Origin of the sequence: Bifidobacterium sp. ESL0704 (genome assembly GCF_029392075.1) — a bacterium.
Taxonomy (GTDB): domain Bacteria; phylum Actinomycetota; class Actinomycetes; order Actinomycetales; family Bifidobacteriaceae; genus Bifidobacterium.
The window spans coordinates 1,539,526-1,565,090 of sequence record NZ_CP113929.1; the positions used below are offsets into that span (position 1 = coordinate 1,539,526).

At 55.2% G+C, this 25,565-nt stretch carries 16 protein-coding genes; 7 read left to right on the forward strand and 9 right to left on the reverse strand.

Annotated features, from left to right (window positions below; translation table 11 throughout):
- Nucleotides 1-56 precede the first annotated feature (56 nt).
- Nucleotides 57-971: a hypothetical protein gene (locus OZX64_RS05525; protein ID WP_277171914.1), complete on the reverse strand. Its 915-nt coding sequence runs from the start codon at nucleotides 969-971 to the stop codon at nucleotides 57-59.
- Between the two features lie 440 nt (nucleotides 972-1,411).
- Nucleotides 1,412-4,171 (reverse strand): UvrD-helicase domain-containing protein, encoded by a 2,760-nt coding sequence (locus OZX64_RS05530; protein ID WP_277171916.1) that lies wholly within the window; start codon nucleotides 4,169-4,171, stop codon nucleotides 1,412-1,414.
- 466 nt (nucleotides 4,172-4,637) lie between these two features.
- Here OZX64_RS05530 and OZX64_RS05535 point away from each other — a divergent pair, with 466 nt between their 5' ends.
- Together OZX64_RS05535 and OZX64_RS05540 are read left to right on the forward strand one after the other, a co-directional pair.
- Complete coding sequence (locus tag OZX64_RS05535; RefSeq protein ID WP_277174989.1) at nucleotides 4,638-5,216, forward strand: xanthine phosphoribosyltransferase; 579 nt, start codon at nucleotides 4,638-4,640, stop codon at nucleotides 5,214-5,216.
- 571 nt (nucleotides 5,217-5,787) lie between these two features.
- On the forward strand, nucleotides 5,788-7,125 hold the full coding sequence (locus OZX64_RS05540) for a nucleobase:cation symporter-2 family protein (RefSeq protein ID WP_277174990.1): 1,338 nt from the start codon (nucleotides 5,788-5,790) through the stop codon (nucleotides 7,123-7,125).
- Between the two features lie 163 nt (nucleotides 7,126-7,288).
- On the opposite strand, the gene OZX64_RS05545 is transcribed toward OZX64_RS05540, so the two are convergent.
- Nucleotides 7,289-8,461: an ArgE/DapE family deacylase gene (locus tag OZX64_RS05545; RefSeq protein WP_277171918.1), complete on the reverse strand. Its 1,173-nt coding sequence runs from the start codon at nucleotides 8,459-8,461 to the stop codon at nucleotides 7,289-7,291.
- Between the two features lie 257 nt (nucleotides 8,462-8,718).
- Between OZX64_RS05545 and OZX64_RS05550 the strand changes: the two genes are divergently transcribed.
- On the forward strand, nucleotides 8,719-9,063 hold the full coding sequence (locus OZX64_RS05550) for a hypothetical protein (protein WP_277171920.1): 345 nt from the start codon (nucleotides 8,719-8,721) through the stop codon (nucleotides 9,061-9,063).
- 117 nt (nucleotides 9,064-9,180) lie between these two features.
- On the opposite strand, the gene OZX64_RS05555 is transcribed toward OZX64_RS05550, so the two are convergent.
- Complete coding sequence (locus tag OZX64_RS05555; RefSeq protein WP_277171923.1) at nucleotides 9,181-10,029, reverse strand: aldo/keto reductase; 849 nt, start codon at nucleotides 10,027-10,029, stop codon at nucleotides 9,181-9,183.
- Nucleotides 10,030-10,137: 108 nt separating this feature from the next.
- Between OZX64_RS05555 and OZX64_RS05560 the strand changes: the two genes are divergently transcribed.
- On the forward strand, nucleotides 10,138-11,277 hold the full coding sequence (locus OZX64_RS05560) for a hypothetical protein (protein ID WP_277171925.1): 1,140 nt from the start codon (nucleotides 10,138-10,140) through the stop codon (nucleotides 11,275-11,277).
- A gap of 119 nt (nucleotides 11,278-11,396) precedes the next feature.
- Here the strand turns inward: OZX64_RS05560 and OZX64_RS05565 are convergent, their stop codons facing one another.
- The 3 genes from OZX64_RS05565 to guaA form a co-directional block, all read right to left on the reverse strand.
- Complete coding sequence (locus tag OZX64_RS05565; protein WP_277171927.1) at nucleotides 11,397-12,608, reverse strand: MFS transporter; 1,212 nt, start codon at nucleotides 12,606-12,608, stop codon at nucleotides 11,397-11,399.
- Between the two features lie 219 nt (nucleotides 12,609-12,827).
- A complete protein-coding gene (locus OZX64_RS05570; protein WP_277171929.1) occupies nucleotides 12,828-13,307 on the reverse strand; it encodes a GNAT family N-acetyltransferase in 480 nt (159 codons plus the stop codon).
- 554 nt (nucleotides 13,308-13,861) lie between these two features.
- Nucleotides 13,862-15,424: a glutamine-hydrolyzing GMP synthase gene (guaA, locus tag OZX64_RS05575; RefSeq protein ID WP_277171931.1), complete on the reverse strand. Its 1,563-nt coding sequence runs from the start codon at nucleotides 15,422-15,424 to the stop codon at nucleotides 13,862-13,864.
- A 440-nt stretch (nucleotides 15,425-15,864) separates the two neighbouring features.
- Between guaA and OZX64_RS05580 the strand changes: the two genes are divergently transcribed.
- The 3 genes from OZX64_RS05580 (at nucleotide 15,865) to OZX64_RS05590 (ending at nucleotide 21,767) form a co-directional block, all read left to right on the forward strand.
- Nucleotides 15,865-18,345, forward strand: a complete 2,481-nt coding sequence (locus tag OZX64_RS05580) for a phosphoketolase (protein ID WP_277157220.1) — start codon at nucleotides 15,865-15,867, stop codon at nucleotides 18,343-18,345.
- Between the two features lie 189 nt (nucleotides 18,346-18,534).
- Complete coding sequence (gene pta / locus OZX64_RS05585) at nucleotides 18,535-20,217, forward strand: phosphate acetyltransferase (RefSeq protein WP_277171933.1); 1,683 nt, start codon at nucleotides 18,535-18,537, stop codon at nucleotides 20,215-20,217.
- A gap of 320 nt (nucleotides 20,218-20,537) precedes the next feature.
- Nucleotides 20,538-21,767, forward strand: a complete 1,230-nt coding sequence (locus OZX64_RS05590; protein WP_277157215.1) for an acetate kinase — start codon at nucleotides 20,538-20,540, stop codon at nucleotides 21,765-21,767.
- Nucleotides 21,768-21,875: 108 nt separating this feature from the next.
- Here the strand turns inward: OZX64_RS05590 and OZX64_RS05595 are convergent, their stop codons facing one another.
- Nucleotides 21,876-23,462 (reverse strand): 3-phosphoshikimate 1-carboxyvinyltransferase, encoded by a 1,587-nt coding sequence (locus OZX64_RS05595; RefSeq protein ID WP_277171935.1) that lies wholly within the window; start codon nucleotides 23,460-23,462, stop codon nucleotides 21,876-21,878.
- 79 nt (nucleotides 23,463-23,541) lie between these two features.
- Entirely contained in the window at nucleotides 23,542-25,383 is a 1,842-nt protein-coding gene (locus tag OZX64_RS05600) for a hypothetical protein (RefSeq protein WP_277171936.1), read from the reverse strand.
- Nucleotides 25,384-25,565 lie beyond the last annotated feature (182 nt).

Here is a 25,565-nt window from a genome sequence, read left to right on the forward strand (position 1 = left end):
TACGGACGAGATAAAACATAATACACACTCTACAAAAAGCAAAAACCTTCCCGGCATCAGCTCCTTTTGTTCCTTTTCCTCTTTCGTCGTTTCCTACCCTTTTTCTGTTGATTTCTATTTCTTTTATTTTTTCTTTTATGGTTCTTTAATGGTCGACTTTTATTATTTTTTCTCTTCAAAATGTTAATTTGATCTTCGAAAACCCCTTGTGGGAAAATCTCAGCATCGCTAAATTTGCCGCTATCATTATCTTTGGCATGCAATAAGAGCGCATTCAATCGGATAACAAAATCCATAAATGCAGCAAACGCGAAGATCAAGGCGGCAATTCTACTCACAAAGTGAACACAACCTACGGGAAAAACTAATTTCGTATCCGCATAACCAAATAAACTGAGAATAAGGATATAAAAATGATAAATATAATCATATTCCCATAAGAAAACAAAATTTAATATTGAAAAAAGGAAAGAAACAATCGTTCCAATATATTTGATTTTTCTTAAAGAACGCACAAGTAATCTTGGAGCATATACACAAACATAAACAATCTGTAAAAGACAGCAAACTCCTGCTGCCAGCAATGCAACCACAACGATAACTTGAACCACAACCTCAAGTAGACCAATTATCGTAACTAACGGTATATTACTACTAGTATAATAAAAATATAATCCAGCGTTTAATAAATATCTGCCAGCCCATATAAGAGTTGGAATAACCAGCAAAATCGAGACGCAATTAATGATTCCCAAACACAAAACAAGGCACGCCAGTCCAACATATCCAACACCCATATCATGGTCTCGTCTTTTTTTTGAAATTTCCCCCCAACGTGACCAAGAAGTTTTTCTATGCGAAAATACCCATTTTATTCTTCCGAAATTAGTTCTTAGTTCACGAAATTGACTAGTAACTAAATCAAATACTTGATGAAGTAGCTTAAAAGTATCTCTCAGAAATTCTCTCATGGTAATAATATCTCACACAGAAACACGTATTGCAAATAAGCAAAGCAAATAGAAAACTAAACTATTGTCATCACTACCGTACCCTAACCCAAAAATCATTTAATGCGACTTAGCAAAAATACGGTAGCACACGAAATAATCTTGCCTTAGCCAATCCTGACCATAATTCCGTAGTAATTATTCGTAACTTTCGAATAGAACGCTATTCTACAGCTTCGCCCTATTGATTAGTGCTATTTCTCTGATTGAACGTAATCAGAACTTCCGAAAGCAACAAATATGCATTCTCCTTTTGCCTAGCTTCATCGATCTACTTAAAAATCGTGGCTTTCTAGATCGAACTCAACCTTTGATTTTCTACCAACCGTCCCAAATCAAGTTATCTTTAAAATCATAAATACTTTATCAACCGCTAACTAGCAAGAAACAACTAAACTTTCTTACAGTTTTTCAATCGGGGCAACGCGGAGCATCAGGCGTTTGACACCGTCGGAGCCGAAATCGACGGTGATGATCGAGTTACGGCCTTTGTCTTGGGTGTCGACGACGGTGCCCAAGCCGTACTGGTCGTGGGTGATTTTGTCGCCGATCGAGAAATCGGAGATATCGAGCTTGTTATCTTTTTTCAGAGCTGAAGCCGGCACTGAACGAGACGCGGATTTTGGCGTCGTGCGCCGCGTGGTCACCTTACCGCCGCGGGTATGCGAACCCGAAGAGTATGAGGACGAGCCATAACCGGAGCGTGAGCCGTACGACGAACCGCCGGAAGAATGCGAACCATAGCCGGAACGCGACGAAGAGCCGCGGTAGTCCGAACCGGCACCATACAGCGAGTGCGAACGGGAACGCGAACCATATGACGAACCGCCGGACGAGTGGGACCCGTATCCCGAATGGCCGGAACCGTAGCTCGAGCGCGTTCCATACGACGAACCGTAACCGGAACGCCCCGAGCCACGAGAGCCACCGTACGATGAGGAAGATCCGGAAGCTCCGAACGTGGAACCGGACGAGAAACCGTCGTCATCTTCCCAACCGCCGAATTCGTCATCGAAATCACCGTCGCCGGATCCACTGCCCCAACCTGAACGCATGCGTTCGACGCCGGCTTCACGGCGCTTCCATTCGATCAATTCGTCGGGAATCTCGTCGAGGAACTGGCTGGGCATCATGTCATTGGCCTGGCCCCACTGCGAGCGCACGGCCGCGCGGGTGACGTAGAGCCGCTGCTTGGCACGGGTGATGCCGACGTAGGCCAGTCGGCGTTCTTCCGAGAGTTCCTGTTCGTCCTCGAGCGAGCGTGAATGCGGGAATGTGCCCTGCTCCATGCCCGTGAGGAACACCACGGGATATTCGAGGCCCTTGGCCGTGTGCAGGGTCATCAGCGTGACCTTGCCGCTGTCCTCCCCTTCGCCGGGCAGCTGGTCGGAATCAGCGACCAACGCCGTGGTCTCGAGGAATCCGGAAAGCGTGGCGTCCGGGGTCTTCTGTTCGAATTCTGCGGCGACGGACTGCAACTGCGAAAGGTTCTCGACGCGTGACTCGTCCTGCGGGTCGGTGGAGCGCTGCAGTTCTTCGAGCAGCTTGGACTGGTTGAGCACCTGCGCCACGATCTCGGAGGGTTTGGAATCATAGTCGGCCGCGAATTGCATCAGGCTTCGCATCAAATCACGGAATTCGCCGAGCTTGGTCCGTGTTCGTGTGGGCAGGTCGGGGATCTGGTCCATCTGGTCGATGCCGTTCCAGAACGGTACGTTGTGTGCCTCGGCGTAGGCGGCCACCATGGATTCGGCTCGGGCACCAAGCCCGCGTTTGGGCGTGTTCATGATGCGACGCATGTTGACGCTGTCAGCGGGGTTGGTGATGGCCTGCAGATAGGCGATGGCGTCCTTGACCTCACGTCGTTCGTAGAATTTCGTGCCACCGACGAGCTGGTAGGGAATGCCGGCGTTGATCAGCGCCTCCTCAAGTGCGCGGGACTGCGCGTTGGCGCGGTACATGATGGCCATATCGGCATAGCGGTAGCCGTTCTCGCTTTTGAGGTTGGCGATCTCGTTGGCGATCCAGCCGCCTTCCTGCTGAGCGTTGTCGGCCGCGTAGCCGACGATCGGCTCGCCCTTGCCGAGCGAGGTCCACAGTTTTTTGGGCTTGCGTCCGGTGTTCTTGGAAATGACGGCGTTGGCAGCATCGAGGATGGTCTGCGTGGAACGATAGTTCTGCTCCAACATGATGGTCAGCGCCCCCGGGAAGTCCTTCTCGAAATCCTGGATATTGCTGATGTCGGCGCCGCGGAACGCGTAGATGGACTGGTCGGAATCGCCGACAACGGTGACCCAGGCCGGGCCTTCGCGGCCTGCTGTCGCCTGGCTGGAAGGCTGCGAGCCCGTGGCGGGGCGATTGGGATCGTCGATGCCGGAAAGCTCGCGCACCAGCTGGTATTGCGCGTGGTTGGTGTCCTGGTATTCGTCGACCAGAATGTAGCGGAACTTGCGATGATAGTAATCCGCGACTTCCGGGTGATCATGCAGCAGCTCGACCGTGCGCACGATCAGATCGTCGAAATCGACGGCGTTCGCTGCGGCAAGGCGATGCTGATACTCGGCGTAGACCACGGCATACAGTGCTTCGGTATTGTCGTAACGCCCCAGCTGATAGCCCTGCTGGCCGGGTGTGTAATCCGGCGCATAGGTCTTGAGCATCTCCTTCCAGCCGACCAGCTTGTTCTTGTAATCTGAAATCTGGCCGAGGATGGCACGCGGCGTATAGCGCTTCAAATCGACGTTGAGACTCGTGGCGATAAGCTTGATCAGCCGTTGGCTGTCGGCGGTGTCATAGATGGAAAAGCCGGAATTGAGACCGATGGTTTTGCCGTCTCGTCGCAGAATGCGTACGCAGGCGGAATGGAACGTCGAAATCCACATACGCTCCGCCACCGGACCGATCAACGATTCCAATCGTTCGCGCATTTCAGCGGCGGCCTTATTGGTGAAGGTGATGGCCAGAATCTGGCTGGGCCAGGCACCGAACTGCGAAAGAATCCACGCCACGCGACGGGTGAGCACACGGGTCTTGCCCGACCCGGCACCTGCACCGATCAGCAAGGCCGGTCCGCGATACTGCACCGCCTTGGCCTGCTGCTCGTTCAGGTCGCCGACGAGTTCCTCTGCGCTTCGTGCAATCAAATCCGGATCCTGTGCCACACCCGTTCCCTTCGAAAATGCCGTTTTGCGAGCGCCCCGAACCCGGCTCGCCCGCCTGCCATAGGACTTCATTTCTATCACAATCGCTGGTCTTGAGGAGCTCAGAGATGAGCGTCATGAACATCAGCTGGCAGATGCCTGCGAGCATCCCAACAGCCTTTCGAAGGTTGGAATCATGCGCCCCGCAGGTCTTATCGCGGCAAAGTTTCCTTTTCTGCCGGTTGTATCCATGGCAACGCAGGTTTCCATGATTGCTTTCTGTGCCCATTCCCCTTTCGACTGACGCCGCGCCAACCGCCTGCGGCATGCTGCGAAACGGTCAGATTACGCAACATATAAGGCAAATCGATGACGGACACTAGACGCGGCTTATCAACGTCACCTCCAGTGATTATGCTCGTAGACCATACATGTATGCATGGCGTCGGGCATCGCCAAAATCTACCGACGGAAACGAGAGGATGACATGAAGGAACTTGAAGACAGAATCCGCCGGGACGGAACCGTAAAACCGGGCGAAGTGCTCAAGGTCGACGCCTTCCTGAACCACCAGTGCGACGTGACGCTGTTCAACCACATGGGAGACGAGTGGGCACGTATCTTTGCCGGCAAGAAAATCGACAAGATTCTGACCATCGAGGCAAGCGGCATCGGCATCGCCTGCATCGCAGCCCAGCACTTTGGCAACGTTCCTGTCGTTTTCGCCAAAAAGACCCAATCCATCAATCTGGACGGCGACCAATACACCGCAAAAGTCTATTCCTATACCAAGCAAAAAGAATTCCCGGTCATCGTCTCAAAGCGTTTCCTGAACCGCGGCGAACACGTGCTGCTGATTGACGACTTCCTCGCCAACGGCAAGGCCATGCACGGACTTATCGACATCTGCAACGAAGCCGGGGTCATTATCGAAGGCATCGGCATCGCCATCGAGAAAGGCTTCCAGCGCGGCGGCAAGGAGCTGCGCGAGGCCGGTTACGAGGTCGCATCGCTCGCTATCGTCAAGTCGATGGACGGCGAAAATGGAACCATCGAATTCGCATAGTCTTTCCTATTTGTCATTCATCTGAACACATTGCGGCTCGCACGGCAGACACGATCTCCGGCGGCCGCTTTTGTTTCACTTAAGATGCTTGGCATTGGTCAGTATTGAGTCCAAACTTCTTCACTACATCTATTCCTCTGCTATTTCGATATTCTGTATTCCGATATCCTGGCGGCCATGAATTTCAACGTGAAAACGGTCAGGACTATTTGATTCTTCTACATCAAAGTCGGTCGCATTATCCAAAAAAGAAACGCCTTGAACCCGTTCTGCCCACTGCCGGGCGTATGCTTCCAGCTATCAGCACTATCTCAATTTCATCAAGAAAAGAGACCCTTTGAGCACTGATCAGCACGGCACTCATGAAGAGGCCGAACCAGCAAATATCACATCATCCCATGAAAAAAATGCGTCTGTCGGCAACCCGTCAGCGGCTTCGTCAACCAAGCAGGCGACAGAAAGCGGCAATCATGCCTCAGGATTTGCCTCCCACCTGCCATGGCGCAGACGAACCGGTGGCGACAGTGCCCCGAACGGATCAAGACAGCCGAAACCCAGTACCGAAGAGGCACTGACCAGCCTCGACGGGCAGATCTCCTTCTGGCGCGGTGTCCCCTTCGGCCTGCAACATGTCATGGCGATGTTCGTCGCCAACCTCGCACCGATTTTCCTGGTGACCGCCGCCGCTCACCTGACGCCGTCACAATCGGCGATGATCATCCAGAACGGCCTTCTGGTGGCGGGCCTCGGCACCTGCCTGCAGCTCTACCCGCTCTGGCGCGTCGGCAGCCGACTGCCCATGGTCACCGGCATCTCCTTCACCTACGTCGCCGCCGCAAGCGCCATCGTCGGCAAGCAGGGTTACGGGGCACTTGTGGGAGCCATCATCGTCGGCGGACTGCTTGAGCTGGTACTGGGGCTGACTGCGACCTTCTGGAAGAAATACGTGCCGCCAATCGTCTCCGCCATCGTCGTAACCTCAATCGGCTTCTCCCTGCTTTCCACGGGTGCTTCCTCGTTCGGCGGCGGCTCCGGGGCCAAGGACTTCGGCAGCTGGCAGAACCTTACGCTAGGTCTCATCTCGCTGGTCGCCTGCCTCGCCTTCCAGCTGTTGATGAAAGGGACAGCCAAGCAGCTTTCCATCCTCTTCGGCCTGGTCGTGGGCTATATCGTCGCCATACCGATGGGCAAGGTCGACTTCTCCGGCTTCCAGAATCTGCAGGTCGTCAGCCTTCCGCGGTTCATGCCGTTCGCTCCGACCTTCGACGCCGGTTCCATCATCTCCTTCGCACTGCTTTACGTCGTTTCCTCCGTTGAGGTCTTGGGCGACACCGCGGCGCTCTCACAGGTCGGTTTGAACCGTCTGCCGACCGACAAGGAGACTTCTGGAGCCATCGCCGGCGACGGCCTGATCTCCGCCGTTTCCGGCCTGTTCGGCTGCCTGCCGCTGACCTCATTCGCCCAGAACATCGGGCTGGTCGCGGTCACCAAGGTGGTCAACCGCAAGGTCATCCTTTCCGGCGGACTCATCCTCATCCTCGCCAGCTTCGTGCCCGGTGTGGCGCAGCTGTTCAACTCCATGCCACAGGCGGTGCTCGGGGGCTGCACCATCATGATGTTCGGCAACATCATTCTCTCCGGCTTCCAGATGATCGCCGAGGCGGGATTCAGCCAGCGCAACACCACCATCGCGGCGCTCTCCCTGACCATTGGCATCGGGTTCACGCAGGTCGGCGGCATCTTCGCCCAGTTCCCGCAGCTCTTCCAGTCGATCTTCGCCACCAACTGCATCGCGGTCTCGTTCGTGGTCGCCGTCATCTTGAACGCCGTGCTTCCCAGCGAATCGCATTTCCTAGTCAACACACACAACGGTTCCGGCGAAAACAATACCGCAGCAACCAAAGACTGAAGCTCAAAACAGGCGCCTCGCCCAAAACATCACAGTTTAGTGCTGGTAAACGTACTTTAATCACTGATTACAGTCAGTTTACCAGCACTATCACATTCCGATGCTGGGAAAACGCACCGCAACCGTTTATCTGAGTCCGTTTACCAGCATCAAACGCAATCAACTACTTGCCGATGCCCATGTATTCGTTGATGATGTCGTCATAGATGCCGATGAAGTCGAGATACATCGCCTTGGGCAGGCTTTCGTTGACGCAGTGCATCGTATCGTTGCCTGGCCCGAACATCACGTAGGCGGTGTCCTTCGGGCTGTCGAGTAGGAGCACGCTGCCGTCGGTACCGCCGGACACGCCGAACATCGGAATCTCGGCAGGCTTGCCCTGCTCCTTCAAATGGCGCTCCCCCACCGACTTGACGATCTTGGCAAGCTTGGCGTCCTTCGGGCCGATCGCAGGAACGATATCCATACCGACCTCATAGGAGACGGTGGCCTTGTGACTGTCGTTGAACTTCGCCACTTCATCGTCCAAAACAGCGAGAATCTCTTTGTTGCTGAACTCGGGGATGATACGCATGTTGATTTCGGCACTGGCGGACTCAGGGATTGCATTGACCTGCTGACCGCCTCGGATGACGTCAATGTTAAAGACGGTGTCGCCGAGGTCCGGGTTGCTCTTTCCGGCCGCTGCGTCCTTGATGCGCTTGGAAATGGTATCGAGGAATTCGATCAGATTCTCCACTGCGTTGATGCCTGCGGCCGGAGTGGAGCTGTGCGCGGCCTTCCCTTTCATCGCGATGTTCAGATTAAGCTCGCCCTTGGTGGCGTAGACGATGTTGTAGCCGGAAGGTTCGCCGACAAGCAACGCCCCGACGCCTTTCATATACCCTTGCTTTTGAAGTGCGGTGGCACCCGGCATACCGACCTCTTCACCGGCCGTGACCAGGAAGCGCACGGTGCCGTGCATCTGCTCCTCATGCTTTTTGAGATTGAGCATGGCGATGACCATGGCGGCAAGACCGGCCTTCATATCGGTCACACCGCGACCGTAGACCAGATCGCCGTCTTCGGTGAGCTTGAACGGATCGGTCTTCCAGCCTTCCTGCTGGGCCGAGACGGTGTCCATATGCCCAGTCAATCCAAGAATCGGCTCACCGTGCCCGAGTTCGGCGACCAAGTTGGCACGGGTCGGATCGTCCTCAAGCGGCAGAACCTTGCAGGGCACGCCGGCCTTATCGAAAATCGCCTTGATCTCATCAGCTACGACCTTCTCGTTGCCGTTTTCGGTATGTAGCCCTACGAACTTGCGCAGCAGGTCCATGGCTTCTTGCTCGTTCATGATATTCCCTTTCAAAAGACGACAATATGCATATTCTTCTATTAAACCACTTCACTCGTTCACCAATTATCACAGGCAAACGTTTCGATTTCAAGACACCCAACTTGTCCAACAGACATGAACGATTGCTCCCATTGCTCTGTAGTAAGATCCACAAATCCGACTGCATCGCAGATCGCTATCGCCGGCATTCACCCGTTGCAGAGAACGGTGTACAGTATGGTTTTGCACTTTCAACGCTTCGCCAAGGAGAGTATATGGAGATTGGATCATTGGCAGAATGGGCCACGGCAGTAGCAGAGACCGCAGCGGTCTTAGTGGCGCTGTTCCTACCGTATTTGGAACGTCGTCGAAACGACCGCAAAAATTCACGCAATCTCAAGATCATGCTACGTGGCATCATCGAACGCGCTTTGAAAGACCAGAATTCTCACTCACTCGAGTCTTTCCTCAACCTCTCGTCACTGACCGATGCCGGCGAACGAGATAAGGAAACACTCGACACCGCACGACAGATTCTTGAACTGTTTCAAACCACCGAGATGAGTGATTCAGAGCGGCATGAAGAAATCATCGAATTGCTCAGCACCATACAACCGTAAAAATCCTATTCGGTTTTTTAGAAAAATTCAGGAATCATGATGCTAAAGCAGAAGTCGCCATCCCGTAACAACATTCGGGATGGCGACTTCTGCTCAATAATATCTTGAGGCTGATTCTCACCGTTGGCTGGGATTGTGGTTGTCCGGATTCGGGTCGGTGAAGACGTTAAGCGTGTCCATATCCGCGTCGCTGATGGTGAAATCGACATCGGCGTTGTTTTCGATATGTTCACGATGCGTGGCTTTCGGAAGCGGCAGCACACCGTTCTGCAGGCAGAAGCGAATCGCCAGCTGGGCGGTTGAGACCCCATACTTTTCGGCCATCGCCTTAAGTTCCGGCGAACCGAGCAGCCCACCGGTGGCCAACGGCGAATAGGCCTCGATCAGCAGGCCGTGAGATTGCGCGAATGTTCTGTTACGCGGCTCGGTGGCACCTACGTAATACTGAATCTGATTGACCGCAGGCGTCACCTCGGCATGGTCGAGAATGTTCTTCAAATCGTGGTCATCGAAATTCGACACCCCGATGGCACGCACACGGCCGGACTGGTAGATTTTCTCCATTTCGCCCCACACGGCAAGGTTCTCTTCGTCCATGCGCATGTGCCCCGCGTGGCTCCATGGCCAAGGCGCGTGGATGAGATAAAGATCGAGGGTATCAAGCCCGAGGTTCTCCATCGTCTCTTCGAAATGCGGCAGCACCCCGTCCGCCGTCTTGACCTCGGCCGGAAGCTTCGAGGTCACGAAAATCTCGTCGCGCGCTATTTCCGACTCGCGGATGGCACGTCCGACGCTACGCTCGTTGCCATACACACAAGCAGTGTCGACATGGCGGTAGCCGGCGTCCAGCGCCATCCGCACCGAATCATAGGCCACTTCCCCATCGGGAATCTGCCAGGTACCGAACCCGATCTTCGGAATCTTCACCCCGTTGTTGAGCGTATAAGTATCAGTAAGAATCGTCATCGCTTCTACCTTTCGGTTAACTAACATATTATTATTACGTACATTCTATCGTGACCATGGTGTTGTCGATGCATGGCTTCGCCATACGCTATACCGAAGGAGACCATCGTGGAGCAGCAAACAGAAGTCGAATCGGACCCAAGCAAAGCATGGGTGAAGCGGTGGTTGCGGTATTGCGCTAAGCAAGGCATTAGGCCGTGGGAATTTGATTTTAAGCGGTGTTATACCAACGAAGAAAAAGTGTCCAACTTGCAATTGGAGCTTCAATATAAATACACCAACTTATTCAATAACAAAAGCAAAGACAACAAGGATTTTCATGAAGAAGTTGATTGCATATCCGTAAACAACAATCAAGAAAAGGAATATGATCCAATCGATAAACAACGAGATTGCGATAAACGCGCTTCCTACATCTATCAAGTTTTTGGATGGCAAACAGATATAACTGACTCCATTCGTGGCGACACTATGAATTCTTTCAAGACAACTTTTACTCGACTTGTGGCCGCTAACGGAACAGTTTCTTGGGGCATCGACAATGAAAAGGAATGGGGTCTTGAATATGGTAGACCGCTACCAAGATCAAACGAAATCCTCAAAAGCTGGGCAACAAATAAAAAAGATAAATGTGAGGATTTATTAACAACTTTTCTGCAAAATGCACATAACCCCGCAAACAATGACGTTAAAATCCGTGTTGATAAAGAGACAATAGAAACTCTTGTTAATGATGGAATCAATAAATTTGCGTGTTGGACCCACACCATTGGTAACTTCATTGTGATGCCGGCATGGATGAATACAGGTCGCGGAAGCTACCGTGCCGCGCCTAAAGATTATTGGGATCGCACCGTCAAGGACATTCATGACTTTCTTCAATCACCTACTCATGATGGAAGCGCTTTCAAAGACGTGATAAACAAATATTATTTACAGCCTTACATTAACCGCGATGGAACTGTTGGGGAGTTTTGGAAAGGACATCTGAAAGGCTCTGGCCTACCTAAGACAATTGAAGATTTCGAGAATTTTTACTTTTGTGTCAACACACTAATTAAAGCACGTGGCTGGTGGATGACCAAGAAACTTTGTGAAGAACTCGAAAAAAGCGATCAGGAATTTCACGAGACAGCCAAAAACTTTTTCTATAAGGAAGAATTAGATACCAATAAGTATTCAATAGGTAAAAATGACGAAGAGCGTCTCATGTACTTTGACGAAATCTTCCAATTGGAAAAGGAATAAGTCACTTCCAAAAACCAACAGCAACCACAACCAAACTGTCAGTGAATAAAGCTCTGTTGAATTCAAATCTTAAGCTAATTTACTTAGAATCTGAATTCAGCAGAGCCTCTTTTAAACCATCAAACATTCTCGTAGATATCATGATGACGGATGACCACGATGCCTGCGGCGAACATCAGGGCGATGACCACGAGGACCAGCACGATGATAGGTGTCCAAGTATGCAGAAGACCATTGAGCGCGCCGAGCGCCACCGGGCCGACCGCCGCCAGCAGATAGCCTCCGGACTGAGCCATGCCGGACAGACGCGCAGTGTCCGCCGCGTTCGAGGTGCGCTTCTGGAAGAAGATCACGCAGATGCTGAACGCCGCTGCCGACGCCATACCCATCAGGGCAGCGGCCACCACATTGAGCGGCAGGTTCGCACCCGGCACGAGAATGCCCAATACTCCAAGGGCGAATCCCCCGCCGACGATGCCGTTGATGATGGAAAGCCCGTGTTTGTGTTCGGCGATCATCGGCACCGTCAGCGTCAGCGGCATGCCGGTCAACTGGAAGAGCGTAGCGAGGTTGCCGGCCGCGACAGCGCTGAAACCGGCCTCCTGCCACATCGAAGGTAACCAGGTAAGCAGGGAATAATACAGCATCGACTGCATGCCGAAGTAGGCCAGAATCACCCAGGCCAGCGGTGAACGCCACGGCGTCCTGTCGACCATTGGCCGGTCGAAGGAAGTGTCAACGGCAATGTGCGACGAACCGGAACGACGTTGGTTGAGCACGGCAATGAATATCCACACAATCAGCGCGACGGGGCCCACCAGCGCAAACATCGCCATGCTTGACTGGATACCAATCTTTGAGGCGACAACGCCGGAAGCGGCAGTGCCGAGCGACGCGACGATGACCTGCGCCATGGTGTAAAGGGTGGTCATGCCCGCGATGTTATCGGGGAAACGATCCTTGATGACGGCTGGCAGCAGCACGTTGCCGCCAGCGATACCAATGCCGAGAATGGCGGTTCCGACCATCAGCGCCCATGACGAGGGAATGACGCGCAGGTAGCTGCCGACGCTCAGAATAATCAGCGAGACGACGAGCACCTTATCGCTGCCATGTTTGGCACCGAACTTGCCCATCAGCGGCGAGGCGAGTGCGAATCCCAACAACGGGATGGTAGTCAGCAACCCCGCCAGTGAAGTCGGCAAGCCGATTTCGGCCTTCAGATCATTCAGCAGCGGCGGCATCATAGTGATCGGCATACGCAGATTCGCACCGGCCAGTATCAATCCCAAAACCACCAGCCATGCGCCTCTGCTCATATGCTTGCTCACTATTCATCCTCCTAAACCACTTGTTGATATTCGGCAACACACATCGCCTCTCGCCGTAACAGGCGAACCAGCCATTATCGTGTTGCCACTTTGACATTTATTCAATTGGGAACAGGCGTCAGCTCACCCAATCGGGCCGCAAAACCACAATTCTCAATGCTCAACCGTAACCGACCTGCCGACAGACTTTCTCTCAGGCGCCGACAGGTCCACACATGTCTATTGCGCAAGTTCCTGCAACGTGTTACCTGCAAGCCTGTACGTCGTCCAATCGGACATCTGTTCGGCACCCAACGACAGATAGAAATCGATGCTCGGCTTGTTCCAGTCCAGGCAGCACCATTCCATACGACCGCATTTACGCTCGACGGCAATTTTGGCCAGCTGCTTCAATATGGCCTTTCCATAGCCGCGGCCTCTATATTCCGGCGAGACATACAGATCTTCCAGATACAGCCCCGCTCTGCCCAAGAACGTCGAGAAATTATGGAAGAACAGCGCGAAGCCAATCTCCTTGTCGCCGAGACAGGCGAAAATGACCTCCGCCTTCTGCTTGTCGAAAATCCACTCCTCGAGCGTGGCTTCGTCGGCCACGACCTCGTCCAGCATCTTCTCGTAATCGGCAAGTTCCCTGACAAATTTCAGAATCAGCGCGACGTCTTCGCGCCCAGCGTATCTGAATTTCAGTTCGTTGTCCATGTTATTCCTTCCTTTCAAGAACGCGGTTGGTTTAAACCAGTCATCACCTTGCCGCCGACGATTGGGGCGAAGAACTCTGCAGGAAACAGACATTTCCTCACTCTATACGCGCAATGGCGGATTCAACATCTCATAATAAAAATCGCTGGCTACCATCAGTTTTGTACAGCAATATATCAGCAACGGAAGAATCGCAGAGACAGCATAGCATATGAGAGGCTGATTCTATCCATAGAAAGCTTCTCCGACCATCCCGTCAATCCGAGACTATTCGCCATTTACATACACAAGGCGGCGATAACTGTCACTGATTCGAGAATATTCCCAATTTATAGACACTAACCGATGCTAAACGTCATCAGCTCAAGATTGTTCTCCATTTATGCCCACTAGACAACTTTATATGTCACTAAATTGAGAACAATCTTAGTTCCATGCCAATTGGGCAGCAAAAACGCTACTAAACCCAACGCAGAGGCCGGTTTAGTAGCGTTCTAAGCCCTAGTACGATTGCCTTTCACCATCCGAACAGGATGAACGGCGACCGCTGACGCTCACTCCCACTCGATGGTGGCCGGCGGCTTGGAGGTGCAGTCGAGCACGACGCGGTTGATACCGCGGCACTCGTTGGTGATACGCGTGGAGATCGTGGCCAGCACGTCGTAGGGCAGACGATACCAGTCGGCGGTCATCGCGTCGTCGGAGCTGATCGGACGCAGCACGATCGGCGAGCCGTACGTGCGCTCGTCGCCCTGCACGCCTACCGAATGGACGTTGGCCAGCAGCACCACCGGGCACTGCCAGATATCGCGGTCCAATCCGGCCTTCGTCATCTCCTCGCGCGCGATGGCGTCGGCCTCACGCAACAGGTCAAGACGCTCCTTTGTCACCTCGCCGATAATGCGGATGCCGAGGCCCGGGCCCGGGAACGGCTGGCGCCAGACGATGTTGTCGGGCAGACCGAGCTTGGTGCCGATGGCACGAACCTCGTCCTTGAACAGGCTTCGCAGCGGCTCGATGAGCTTGAATTTGACATCCTTGGGCAGACCACCGACGTTATGGTGGGACTTGATGTTGGCCGTGCCGTCCCCGCCGCCGGATTCGACAACGTCCGGATAGAGCGTGCCCTGCACGAGGAACTTGACCTCCTTGCCACGCGCACCGGCCTCTTGCAAAACCTGCTTCTGGGCCTTCTCGAACGTGCGGATGAACTTCTCACCGATGATCTTGCGTTTGCGCTCAGGCTCGGTAACGCCCTTCAAAGCCGTAAGGAACTCGTCGGAAGCATCGACCTCGATCAGCCGGATGCCAGTCGCTTCGACGAAGTCGTGACGAACCTGCTCGGCCTCGCCCTTGCGCAGCATGCCATGGTCAACGAAGACGCAGGTGAGCTGATCGCCGATGGCCTTATGCACCAACGTGGCGGCGACGGCCGAATCCACGCCACCGGAAAGCCCGCAGATAACCTCGGCATCGCCGACTTCCTCACGAATCTTTTTGACTTGCGTGTCGATGATATTGTCGGCGTCCCAATCGCTGGGAAGCCCCGCGCACTCGTGCAGGAACGTGGAGAAGAGCTCGTTGCCAAGCGGGGTGTGCTTGACCTCGGGGTGCCACTGCACGCCGTAAAGCTTGCGCGACTCATCTTCCATCGCGGCCACCGGAGCACCTTGCGTATGCGCGAGGACTTTGAAGCCTTCCGGCGCTTCCTCCACGGCCACGCCGTGGCTCATCCAAGTGGTCTGTTCGGTGGGGGAACCGGCCAACACGCCCTCAGCGTCGTCGATCACCGCTTCGGTCCTGCCGTATTCGCCGAGCGCAGCCTTGTCGACCTTGCCGCCCAGTTCGTTGGCCATAACCTGGAAGCCGTAGCAGATACCGAGCACGGGCACACCGGCGTCGAATATCGTCTTGTCGATCTCGGGCGCACCGGGCTCGTAGACGGAAGCGGGGCCTCCGGAAAGAATGATGGCCTTGGGATCTTTGGCGAGCATCTCGGAAACCGGCATGGAATGCGGAACCAATTCGGAATAGACATGCGCCTCGCGCACACGACGCGCGATGAGCTGGGCGTATTGCGCGCCGAAGTCAACGACAAGCACTGGACCTTTTGCCATGGATTCTCCCTATTATTATCAGTACAAAACAGATGCAGAATATGTCCATTCTCGCGGTTCAAGGCGACAAAATCAAGTGTCCAGACAATGCACGCGGAACAAACAAAAAACAACATCACAAAAAACAACACGCCGCGTGAATTTTCTGTGAATCGAACATCGCTAAGCCTTGGCGTTGCGGAGTTTGTGGCGCAATTTCAACGTTTGTAAGTCATTTTTTTACGTTCGAAAATCTCACAAATTTTTTGTATAATACGACATTACTTGACAAAAACATCTCAAGACAGCACACAGATGAAAAAAAACGTCCAAAAAGTCGGAGTCGACACGTAAAGTGAACATCGATTGGGCACGAACCCGGAACATCAATAGTAACAAAGGTTTGCGCCCGAAGGAAATAATCAATTGCACACAATGTGTACAGGAGTACAGGAGCATAAATGACTAGTCCTGTTATTGGCACCCCGTGGAAGAAGCTCGGCAAGCCGGTTTCTGATGAGGCTCTCGAAGGAGTCGACAAGTATTGGCGCACCGCCAACTATCTTTCCATCGGTCAGATTTATCTGCGTAGCAACCCGTTGATGAAGGAGCCCTTCACCCGCAAGGACGTCAAGTACCGTCTCGTGGGCCACTGGGGCACCACTCCGGGCCTGAACTTCCTGTTCGGCCACATCAACCGTCTCATCGCCGACCACCAGCAGAACACCGTGTTCATCATGGGTCCTGGCCACGGTGGCCCCGCAGGCGTCGCTCAGTCCTATCTCGACGGCACCTACACCGAGTACTATCCGAAGATCACCAAGGACGAGTCCGGACTGCAGAAGTTCTTCCGTCAGTTCTCCTATCCTGGCGGCATCCCCTCCCACTATGCACCTGAGACCCCGGGTTCGATGCACGAGGGCGGCGAGCTCGGCTACGCGCTGAGCCACGCTTATGGCGCCATCATGAACAACCCGAGCCTGTTCGTCGCGGCTGTGGTCGGCGACGGCGAGGCCGAAACCGGCCCGCTGGCGACCAGCTGGCAGTCCAACAAGCTCGTCAACCCTCGCACCGACGGCATTGTGCTGCCGATCCTGCACCTCAACGGCTACAAGATCGCCAACCCGTCCATTCTTTCCCGTATCCCCGATGAGGAGCTCCACGAGTTCTTCGAGGGCATGGGTTACGAGCCTTATGAGTTCGTCGCCGGATTCGACGATGAGGACCATATGTCCATCCACCGTCGTTTCGCCGACATGCTCGAAGAGATCTTCGACAAGATCTGCGACATCAAGGCCAAGGCTCAGACCGACGACATGGATCGCCCGACCTACCCGATGATCATCTTCCGCACGCCGAAGGGCTGGACTTGCCCGAAGTACATCGACGGCCAGAAGACCGAGGGATCCTGGCGCGCTCACCAGGTGCCGCTGGCTTCCGCCCGCGATACCGAGGCTCACTTCCAGGTCCTCAAGGGCTGGATGGAATCCTACAAGCCTGAGGAGCTCTTCGACGAGAAGGGCGCCATCAAGCCTGACGTCACCGCGTTCATGCCTAAGGGCGAACTGCGCTTGGGCCAGAACCCGAACGCCAACGGCGGCCGTATCCGCGAGGATCTGAAGCTCCCCGATCTCGATGCCTACGAAGTCAAGGGCGTCAAGGAATTCGGCCATGGCTGGGGCCAGCTCGAAGCTACCCGCCAGCTGGGCAACTACACCCGCGACATCATCAAGATGAACCCGGATTCGTTCCGCATCTTCGGACCTGACGAGACCGCTTCCAACCGTCTGCAGGCCGCTTATGAGGTCACCAACAAGCAGTGGGACAACGGCTATCTCTCCGAGCAGACCGATGAGCACATGGCTGTCACCGGCCAGGTCGTCGAGATGCTCTCCGAGCACCAGATGGAAGGCTTCCTCGAGGGCTACGTCCTCACCGGTCGTCACGGCATCTGGAGCACCTACGAGTCCTTCGGCCACGTCATCGACTCCATGCTCAACCAGCACGCCAAGTGGCTCGAAGCCACCGTGCGTCACATCGATTGGCGTAAGCCCGTCGCTTCGATCAACATGCTGATCTCCTCGCACGTCTGGCGTCAGGATCACAACGGATTCTCCCATCAGGACCCGGGTGTGAGCTCCGTGCTGCTGAACAAGACCTTCAACAACGATCACGTTGTGGCCGAATACTTCCCCGCCGACGCCAACATGCTGCTGGCCGTCGCCGAGAAGGCCTTCAAGTCCACCAACAAGATCAACGCCATCTTCGCGGGCAAGCAGCCTGCGGCCACCTGGCTGACCCTCGACGAGGCTCGTGAAGAGCTCGAGAAGGGTGCTGCCGAGTGGAAGTGGGCCTCCACCGCCAAGAACAACGACGAAGCGCAGATCGTGCTCGCCTGCGTCGGCGATGTCCCCACGCTCGAGATCATGGCCGCAAGCGAAAAGCTCAAGGCGTTCGGCATCAAGTTCAAGGTCGTCAACGTCGTTGACACCCTGAAGCTGCAGAGCCCCAAGGAGAACGACGAGGCGCTGAGCGACGAGGAGTTCACCGATCTCTTCACCGCCGACAAGCCGGTCCTCTTCGCGTATCATTCCTATGCGCACGACATCCACGCCCTCATCTATGATCGTCCGAACCACGACAACTTCAACGTTCACGGTTACAAGGAGCAGGGTTCCACCACGACTCCGTACGACATGGTGCGCGTCAACGACATGGATCGTTACGAGCTGACCGCCGAAGTGCTCCGCACGCTCGACGCGAAGAAGTACGCCAGCGACATCGACAAGCTCGAGAAGTTCCGTACTGACGCCTTCCAGTTCGCCGTCGACGAAGGCTACGATCACCCGGATTACACCGGCTTCGTATACTCCGACGTCAAGAACCAGGACAAGGAAGCAGCTGCCAAGGCTGCCATGAGCACTGGTTCCGACAACGAGTGAGATAATCTCACCCCCGCGCTTAGCGCAATCATCTGAGTAAAGGAAAAGGACGTCCGGCTTCGGTCGGCGTCCTTTTTCTGTTTCGTTCGTCGGCAGTCTACTACGTCACACTCTGCGCTTAACATATAAATGATCGATATCGTTGTTGATCCGCAAAAACGTGCATAGCATGCACAAAGGAGTTATACCGTGACGAACGAAGTCATTTATATCAACAGCCCTGAGGGCAAGAACGGCCGTAATGTGGTGGCCTACGGAGTCGTAAAGGCTCTCGCATCCAAAGGCAAGACCGCAGTGTTCCGCCCAGTGGCTTGCAAAAAAGAGGCCTTTACCGGCGAACTGCTCAAGGCCTCGAATGCCGGCCAATCCGTCGAACAAGTGCGCGGCGTATGCCCCAAGTGCGCGCGCAAAGACAAAAGCACTGCCCGTGGTGACATCGTGGCGGCGTATAGCGCCGAACTTGAGCGCGTCAATCCTGACACCATGGTGGTCGTGGGTTCCGACGGTTCCTCCGTTTTCGACCCTGAAGCGTTCACTTTCAATGCCGATATCGCCTCGGACCTCAAGGCCAAGACCTTCCTCGCCATCTGCACTATTCCGCGCAACGGCGAGCAGGTAAAGGCCACGGTCGAGACCTGCACGGCCAGTGTGGAGCAGGCTGGCGGCAAAGTTGCCGGCATCTTCGTCACTGGATGCACCGACGAAAAGGCCGCAGACGCCAAGAACGCTTTGAAGGACTCCCCCGTCCCGGTCTGGACCATTCCGGCCGTCGACTTCCCGTCCGACACTGATCCCGATGCCGCCAGCAAAGCCGCAAAGGCATTCGCCGACAATGCGCCGACCGATGAGGTAGTCGCCGCCGCGCAAACCCCATTCGACGCTCCGACCACTCCCTATGCGTTCCAGAACGATCTTCTGGTGAAGGCCAAGGCCGCCAAGAAGACGATCGTGCTGCCGGAAGGCTCGGAAGACCGTATCATCAAGGCTGCGGACTACCTGCTTGCCCGCGACATCGTCAATCTCATCATCGTCGGCGATAAGGATGCAATCCTCGCCCGCGGCAAGGAACTTGGCCTCGACTCGCTGTCCAAGGCCAGCTATCAGCCGATGGATGACGAGGAAGTGCTGGAGCCCATGGTCGCCAAGCTCTGCGAGCTGCGCGCCAAGAAGGGCATGACGCCAGAACAGGCCCGCAAGCAGCTGACCGATCCGAGCTACTTCGGCACGATGCTGGTCGTACTCGGCAAGGCCGATGGTCTGGTCTCGGGCTCCATCAACTCCACCGCCAACACGGTTCGTCCGGCGCTGCAGGTCATCAAGACCAAGCCCGGCGCCTCGCTGGTCTCCGGCGCATTCCTGATGTGCTTCAAGGACCATGTCGCCGTCTTCGCCGATTGCGCCATCAACCTCAACCCGAACGCCGAGCAGTTGGCCGACATCGCCGTTCAATCCGCCGACACCGCACGCGCCTTCGGCGTGGATCCCAAGGTGGGCATGCTCTGCTACTCCACCCTTGGGTCCGGCAAGGGTCCGGATGTCGACCTGGTCGAGGAAGCCACCAAGCTCGTCCATGAGAAGGCACCGGATCTGCCGGCAGTCGGTTCCATCCAGTTCGACGCCGCTTGGTCTCCCACGGTGGCCGCCACCAAGGCCAAGGGCAACGACGTGGCCGGACATGTCAACGTCTTCATCTTCCCGAGCCTGGCCGCCGGCAACATCGCCTACAAGGCCGTGCAGCGCACTTCCGGTGCCATCGCCATCGGCCCGGTGCTGCAAGGACTCAACAAGCCCGTCAACGACCTCTCGCGTGGTGCTCTGGTAGAGGACATCATCAACACGGTCGCATTGACCGCTGTTGAAGCACAGCAATAGTTTCATTAGAAATCCCAATCACCTAAACAAGTTACGTTACTTTATGTGGTTGGTCGTTGGAGGTTGGGATAAACTTTCACGGGACGCTCCGGGCCGCTCGGCCAAGTCATACGCCCGTGAAAGTTTATCCCAACCTCCAACTCATGTTTCGAAGAAAAACGTCACTTTATTGAAATCTTATTCACAGAACCAAAATTGCTATTTGACTAGTGGTGGGAACTGGAGAATAAGTCTCTTTGTAACAGCTCGTGAGTAAACTGGAAACTTGGCAGCCGCGGTACAATCCACGGGTCAATTTATCTATATGGAGGATGCAAACAATGGCGAAAACCGTCCTTGTCATCAATTCCGGTTCCAGCTCGATCAAATATCAGCTGGTGGATCTCGAAACTGGAGGAGCTCTTGCCAGCGGCCTCGTGGAGAAGATCGGTGAACCCATCGATGGCCATTACAAGCATGAATACCAGGGTGAGAAGCACGAGCTCGAGGAGCCGATCAAGACCCACGCCGACGGTCTGAAGCGCGTCCTCGGCTTCTTCGACGAGTACGGCCCGAACCTCAAGGAATCCGGCATCGTCGCCGTCGGTCATCGTGTGGTGCAAGGTGGAGCGGTCTTCCCGAAGCCAGCTCTGGTCACCAAAGAGACCATCCAGCAGGTCAAGGACCTCGCCGTACTCGCCCCGTTGCACAACGGCCCGGAGGCCACCGGCGCCGAGGTCATGGAAGAGCTTCTTCCCGACGTGCCGCAGGTCTTCGTCTTCGATTCCTCCTTCTTCTTCCAACTGCCGAAGGAAGCCAGCACGTATGCGCTCAACAAGGAAGTCGCCGAGAAGTACAAGATTCGTCGTTACGGCGCGCACGGCACCAGCCACGAGTACATCGGCTCCGTCGTTCCCGGCGTGGTCGGCAAGCCTGCCGAAGGCCTGAAGCAGATCGTACTGCACATCGGCAACGGCGCTTCCGCCTCCGCACAGATCTCCGGGCATCCGATCGACACCTCCATGGGCCTTACCCCGCTGGAAGGCCTGATGATGGGCAGCCGTACCGGCGACATCGACCCGGCCGTGGTCTTCCACCTGATCCGCAACGCCCACATGGACGTTGACCAGCTCGATACCCTCTTCAACAAGCAGTCCGGCATGATGGGCATGACCGGCTACGGCGATATGCGCGAAGTCGATCGCCTCATCAAGGAAGGCAACGAGGACGCCATCACCGCGATGGGCGTCTACATCCACCGCATCGTCGGCTACATCGGCAACTACACCGCACAGATGGGCGGCGTGGATGTCATCACCTTCACCGCCGGCGTCGGCGAGAACGATGACGCGGTGCGTGCCCGTGTGTGCAAGAAGCTCGAGCCCTTCGGCGTGAAGCTCGACAAGGAGAAGAACGAGACCCGTTCCAAGGAACCGCGCATCATCTCCACGCCCGACAGCTCGGTGATCATCTGCGTCATCCCGACCAACGAGGAGCTTGCCATCGCCCATAAGGCCGACAAGATCGCCACCGAAGGCAAGGACACCTACGGCAACGTCTTCAAGAAGTGAGCCGTTTCGTTTCGTCGGATTTTGATATCTGATAGACACAGGAAGGCCGGAACCGATTGGAAACATTCGGTTCCGGCCTTCTCGTATGTACCTCGTTGAGTGTCGCAGCTAGCTTTCGAGCATCTTGCGCCACATGCCCGGAAAATCGGGGATGGTCTTACGAGTGGTGGCGATGTTGCGGATTCGGGTATTCGGCACCGCAAGGCCGATCATCGCCGCGAACGTCGCCATGCGGTGGTCGGCATAAGTTTCCATGATCTCACCGTGCAGCCGATCATGTAGTACCGGTGTAATGGCCAGACCGTCGGGCAATTCCTTGGCTCCTGCTCCAATGCGCGTGATTTCCGTGACCAAAGCCGCCAGTCGGTTCGTCTCATGCCCACGAAGGTGACCAATACCGACCAGCTCGCTAGGACTGTCGGCCAAAGTTGCCAAAGCGGCGATGCTGGGAGCAATCTCCCCCGCCGCCGACATATCAAAAGCCTTGCCCAGCCCGCAAATCGGCCCATCCATCGAAACCGTCAACGTCCCGTTTCGTGGCACAAAAGCTGCCTTTTGAGGGTTGCGCGCATTCGCCATCACGTCGTCGAAAGCTCGGCCATTCAAGGTGACTGTAGCACCCATCTTCTGCAGGATATCCGGAAGCAGACCGCCCGGCTGAGTGGTGGACGTCGGCCAGTTCGGCACGCTGACCGCGCCTCCGGCAATCATCGCGGCACCAAGGAACGGTGCAGCGTTCGACAAGTCAGGCTCCACCACCACCCCATCGGGCAGCTGCAACGCGAGATGCGCCACCTGCCAATGTCCGATTTCCGGCATTTCGGCATTTCCTCCAGCACCGTTGACGTCGGCCATGGTCATGCGAATGTGCGGCATACTGGGTAGCTTGGCTCCGGTATGGCGCAAGTCGAGACCTGCCGGCAGACGCGAGCCAATCAGCAGCAGACTAGAGATGAACTGAGAAGACGAAGACGAGTCGATCTCTACCTTGGCAATCTCGGCAGCCGAAGAATCCGCCGAACCATTCGAGACGCCGAAACCTCTATCACCACCGTCCCGCTGCTCCCCATCGGATTGCACTTGAGGCGGAGTGATGGTAAATGGCAAAAATCCGGTTTTCCCCTCGTATTCGACGTGAGCACCCAATTGCTCAAGCCCGTCAAGCAAAGGATGCATCGGACGCGCGTAAGCCTGCTCGTCGCCGTCGAAGCGTACCGGCCCGTCGGCGAACAGCGCCAGCCCCGGCACGAAACGCATCACTGTCCCGGCAAGCCCGCAGAATACCGTGACATCGCCGTTGAACCGTCCATCAGCCGGCGGCGTCACCGTCACGCGGGTTTCCTCGTCCGGGTCGAATTCGACGCCGACACCAAGCGTCCGCAGTGCACCGGCCATCAGCTCCGTATCTCGCGAGCGCAGCATGCCCGCAATGGTAACGGGCTTATGTCCCAATGCGGCCAAGATCAGATACCGGTTCGACAACGACTTGCTGCCGGGAATGACCACGGTCGCGTTCAGTCTGCCTTCCGCATCGGGAGCCGGCCACGGGTCGGGCAGTTCAGACGTTTTGGATTTGGAGGACAAAGAAGAATTTACATTTCCATTTGTCCCATTCCCATCGAAATGGGAGGTCTCGGTCAGGCTGTCGTTCGTGCGCCCATTACGGCTGCTGTCAAAGGCTTCAACGCTTGTCATAGTCGCGATTTTAGTGGAACTCCCCTACAGTTGTCGGCAAATATCCAAACGCAGCAGGCAATCCACCTCAAGCGAAAACTCAGTCGTCTTCCGACTGTCCTGACAAACGATACAGCGCGTCGAGCACATCCACCGCATCGCGCGCATGATCGAAATCATCGATATAATTGTCGAACGTTTCCATGTGTTTGAAATCCGTGTTCTTGATCAGTTGGGCCCGAAGTTGCTGGTACTCATGGCCGTGCGGCCCGTTGGCGGCATCGCTCGGCGCCCCCAGAGCCTTCAGTCGGGCGACAATCTTGACATTCTTGGCCGCATTCGCCGACATTTTCGCATACAGGTCATGCGTCTTTTTGTCCTTCGCGTTTTTCAGGGGCTTCAGGGCAGTCGAACAGGCGTCCACGTAACTGGAAAATTGGGTGTATTCGGCGTCCAAGGAGGTCTGCTCGGGCAGGTTGATGCAAGCCGCTTCCGAATTCGAAACCGCAAGTATGGTGGTGGCGTACGTGGTGATGAGCGCTCTGTCTTTACGGTAGCTCGATTGATAACCGGTATAGGCCTCATCGTTTTTCTCGCCGTCGGTGTCCATCTGCTTGGACAGCGCCTCGTTGGCCGTATCCGCGGCTTTGATGACCGCGCTAAGATCGTCAAGGTCAACGGGTTCCAGACTTTTCATGCCTTCGACGTTGAGCGCGTCAACGGTGGCATCCAACAGATTCCATTGCCGAGCGACATCGCCGAGCGCCTTCGCCGTCGTCTCCGGATTCTTGGCGCTATCGGCCGTGCCCGGACCTTTCAGGTACGCCTTACGTGCTTTTGTTCCTTCTTTGGCGGACTTCTCCTGCGCACGTTCGGTTTTGTAGGCGCGGTCGACGCACCACTGAAGATGAAACGCATCACGCTCGGCGCGCAGGTCACGACCATATTGTTCCACATATTCTCTGATACCGAACGATGGGTCCGCGTCTGCTTCCAGGTCATCCATCCGGTCAATCTGGGCCGTGATATCGTCTGCATTTTCATCGATCGGGACTATTTGTTTCGCGGCCTTATCGCTGGCGTCCAACGCGGCATTCACCGAGGCGACCAAGGTCTTCATCGCGGTATCGTTGGAATCCGAGAGTGGCGTCACCGTACTCCGACACGAGGCCATTGTCTGGTCATACTTCGCTTTGTCCTTGGCGCTGCCTGAAATGCTTCCCCAATTCCCGCCACAGGTCTTGTACATCGCCGAGATGGCCGGTGCATGGTTGATGTAATCGACAAGCAGAGCCTTGTAGTCAGCATAGGCCTTCGAATAGCGGTCGAGCTGCATTTTTACTTCCACGGTATCCATGCCGTCGAGTCCCGCAAACGTCGCGCTGTCGGCGTCGGTATCGGAAACGAGGGAGTTGAGTTTCGCCGTGTCCGCCTCGCCAACGTTCTTGCTCCTAATCATGTCCTGCACTTGTTTGTCGATGGCGGAACGGTCGCTGCGGAGTCTGGAGACTTGGTCACTTACCTTGTCAACGGTCGGGGGCTCGTGAGTGGACATGTCCTTCTTGAACATTTCGATCATCTGCTGGGCACGCTGGGCCCTTCCCCTCATTCCGAAACCGACGGCAGAAGCCAGAACAATCACGATAATCACCACAACGGTGACAAGAATCTGAAGTTTGTCGGCCTTTTTATTCATCTCGCCGTCTTGCGGAGAAGTCTTGATGGCGCGCTTGTCTACAGCCGCGCTATCGGACTCTGTTGCCCAACCGGACGCAGACGAGGCGTTGACAACATCAGTGCTCGGCTTTCTGGGGTTGGAAGCGGTTTTGCCGGTTCCGTTAGCGCGACCGACGCGATTGGTTTCTTCGGTTCCATCGCTGTCAAGGGGAAGCTGCGCAACTCCTTCATCAATGAACCGTCGCTGATCATCATTTCGTTTCATGCGCTATCAAACCTTGTCATTCGCTCCGTTGTCTCTTATCTGGAATCATAGTCGAGTCTCAAACCGCGGATAATCCGAGCACCTGCAGCCATACAACACGCCGAAGGTAGTTGACCCTGACATATTGTCAGGGCATAGCGTTTCTTTTGCGACCGTCAACCGGCCGCAGACGAGATGATGAA

Bases quoted from the DNA above. Each gene is read 5' to 3' on its own strand.
- OZX64_RS05600 (WP_277171936.1), bottom strand. From the start codon at position 25,383: ATGAAACGAAATGATGATCAGCGACGGTTCATTGATGAAGGAGTTGCG.
- OZX64_RS05550 (WP_277171920.1), top strand. From the start codon at position 8,719: ATGGAGATTGGATCATTGGCAGAATGGGCCACGGCAGTAGCAGAGACC.
- OZX64_RS05570 (WP_277171929.1), bottom strand. From the start codon at position 13,307: ATGGACAACGAACTGAAATTCAGATACGCTGGGCGCGAAGACGTCGCG.
- OZX64_RS05595 (WP_277171935.1), bottom strand. From the start codon at position 23,462: ATGACAAGCGTTGAAGCCTTTGACAGCAGCCGTAATGGGCGCACGAAC.
- OZX64_RS05590 (WP_277157215.1), top strand. From the start codon at position 20,538: ATGGCGAAAACCGTCCTTGTCATCAATTCCGGTTCCAGCTCGATCAAA.
- OZX64_RS05545 (WP_277171918.1), bottom strand. From the start codon at position 8,461: ATGAACGAGCAAGAAGCCATGGACCTGCTGCGCAAGTTCGTAGGGCTA.
- OZX64_RS05525 (WP_277171914.1), bottom strand. From the start codon at position 971: ATGAGAGAATTTCTGAGAGATACTTTTAAGCTACTTCATCAAGTATTT.
- OZX64_RS05555 (WP_277171923.1), bottom strand. From the start codon at position 10,029: ATGACGATTCTTACTGATACTTATACGCTCAACAACGGGGTGAAGATT.
- guaA (WP_277171931.1), bottom strand. From the start codon at position 15,424: ATGGCAAAAGGTCCAGTGCTTGTCGTTGACTTCGGCGCGCAATACGCC.
- OZX64_RS05535 (WP_277174989.1), top strand. From the start codon at position 4,638: ATGAAGGAACTTGAAGACAGAATCCGCCGGGACGGAACCGTAAAACCG.
- OZX64_RS05580 (WP_277157220.1), top strand. From the start codon at position 15,865: ATGACTAGTCCTGTTATTGGCACCCCGTGGAAGAAGCTCGGCAAGCCG.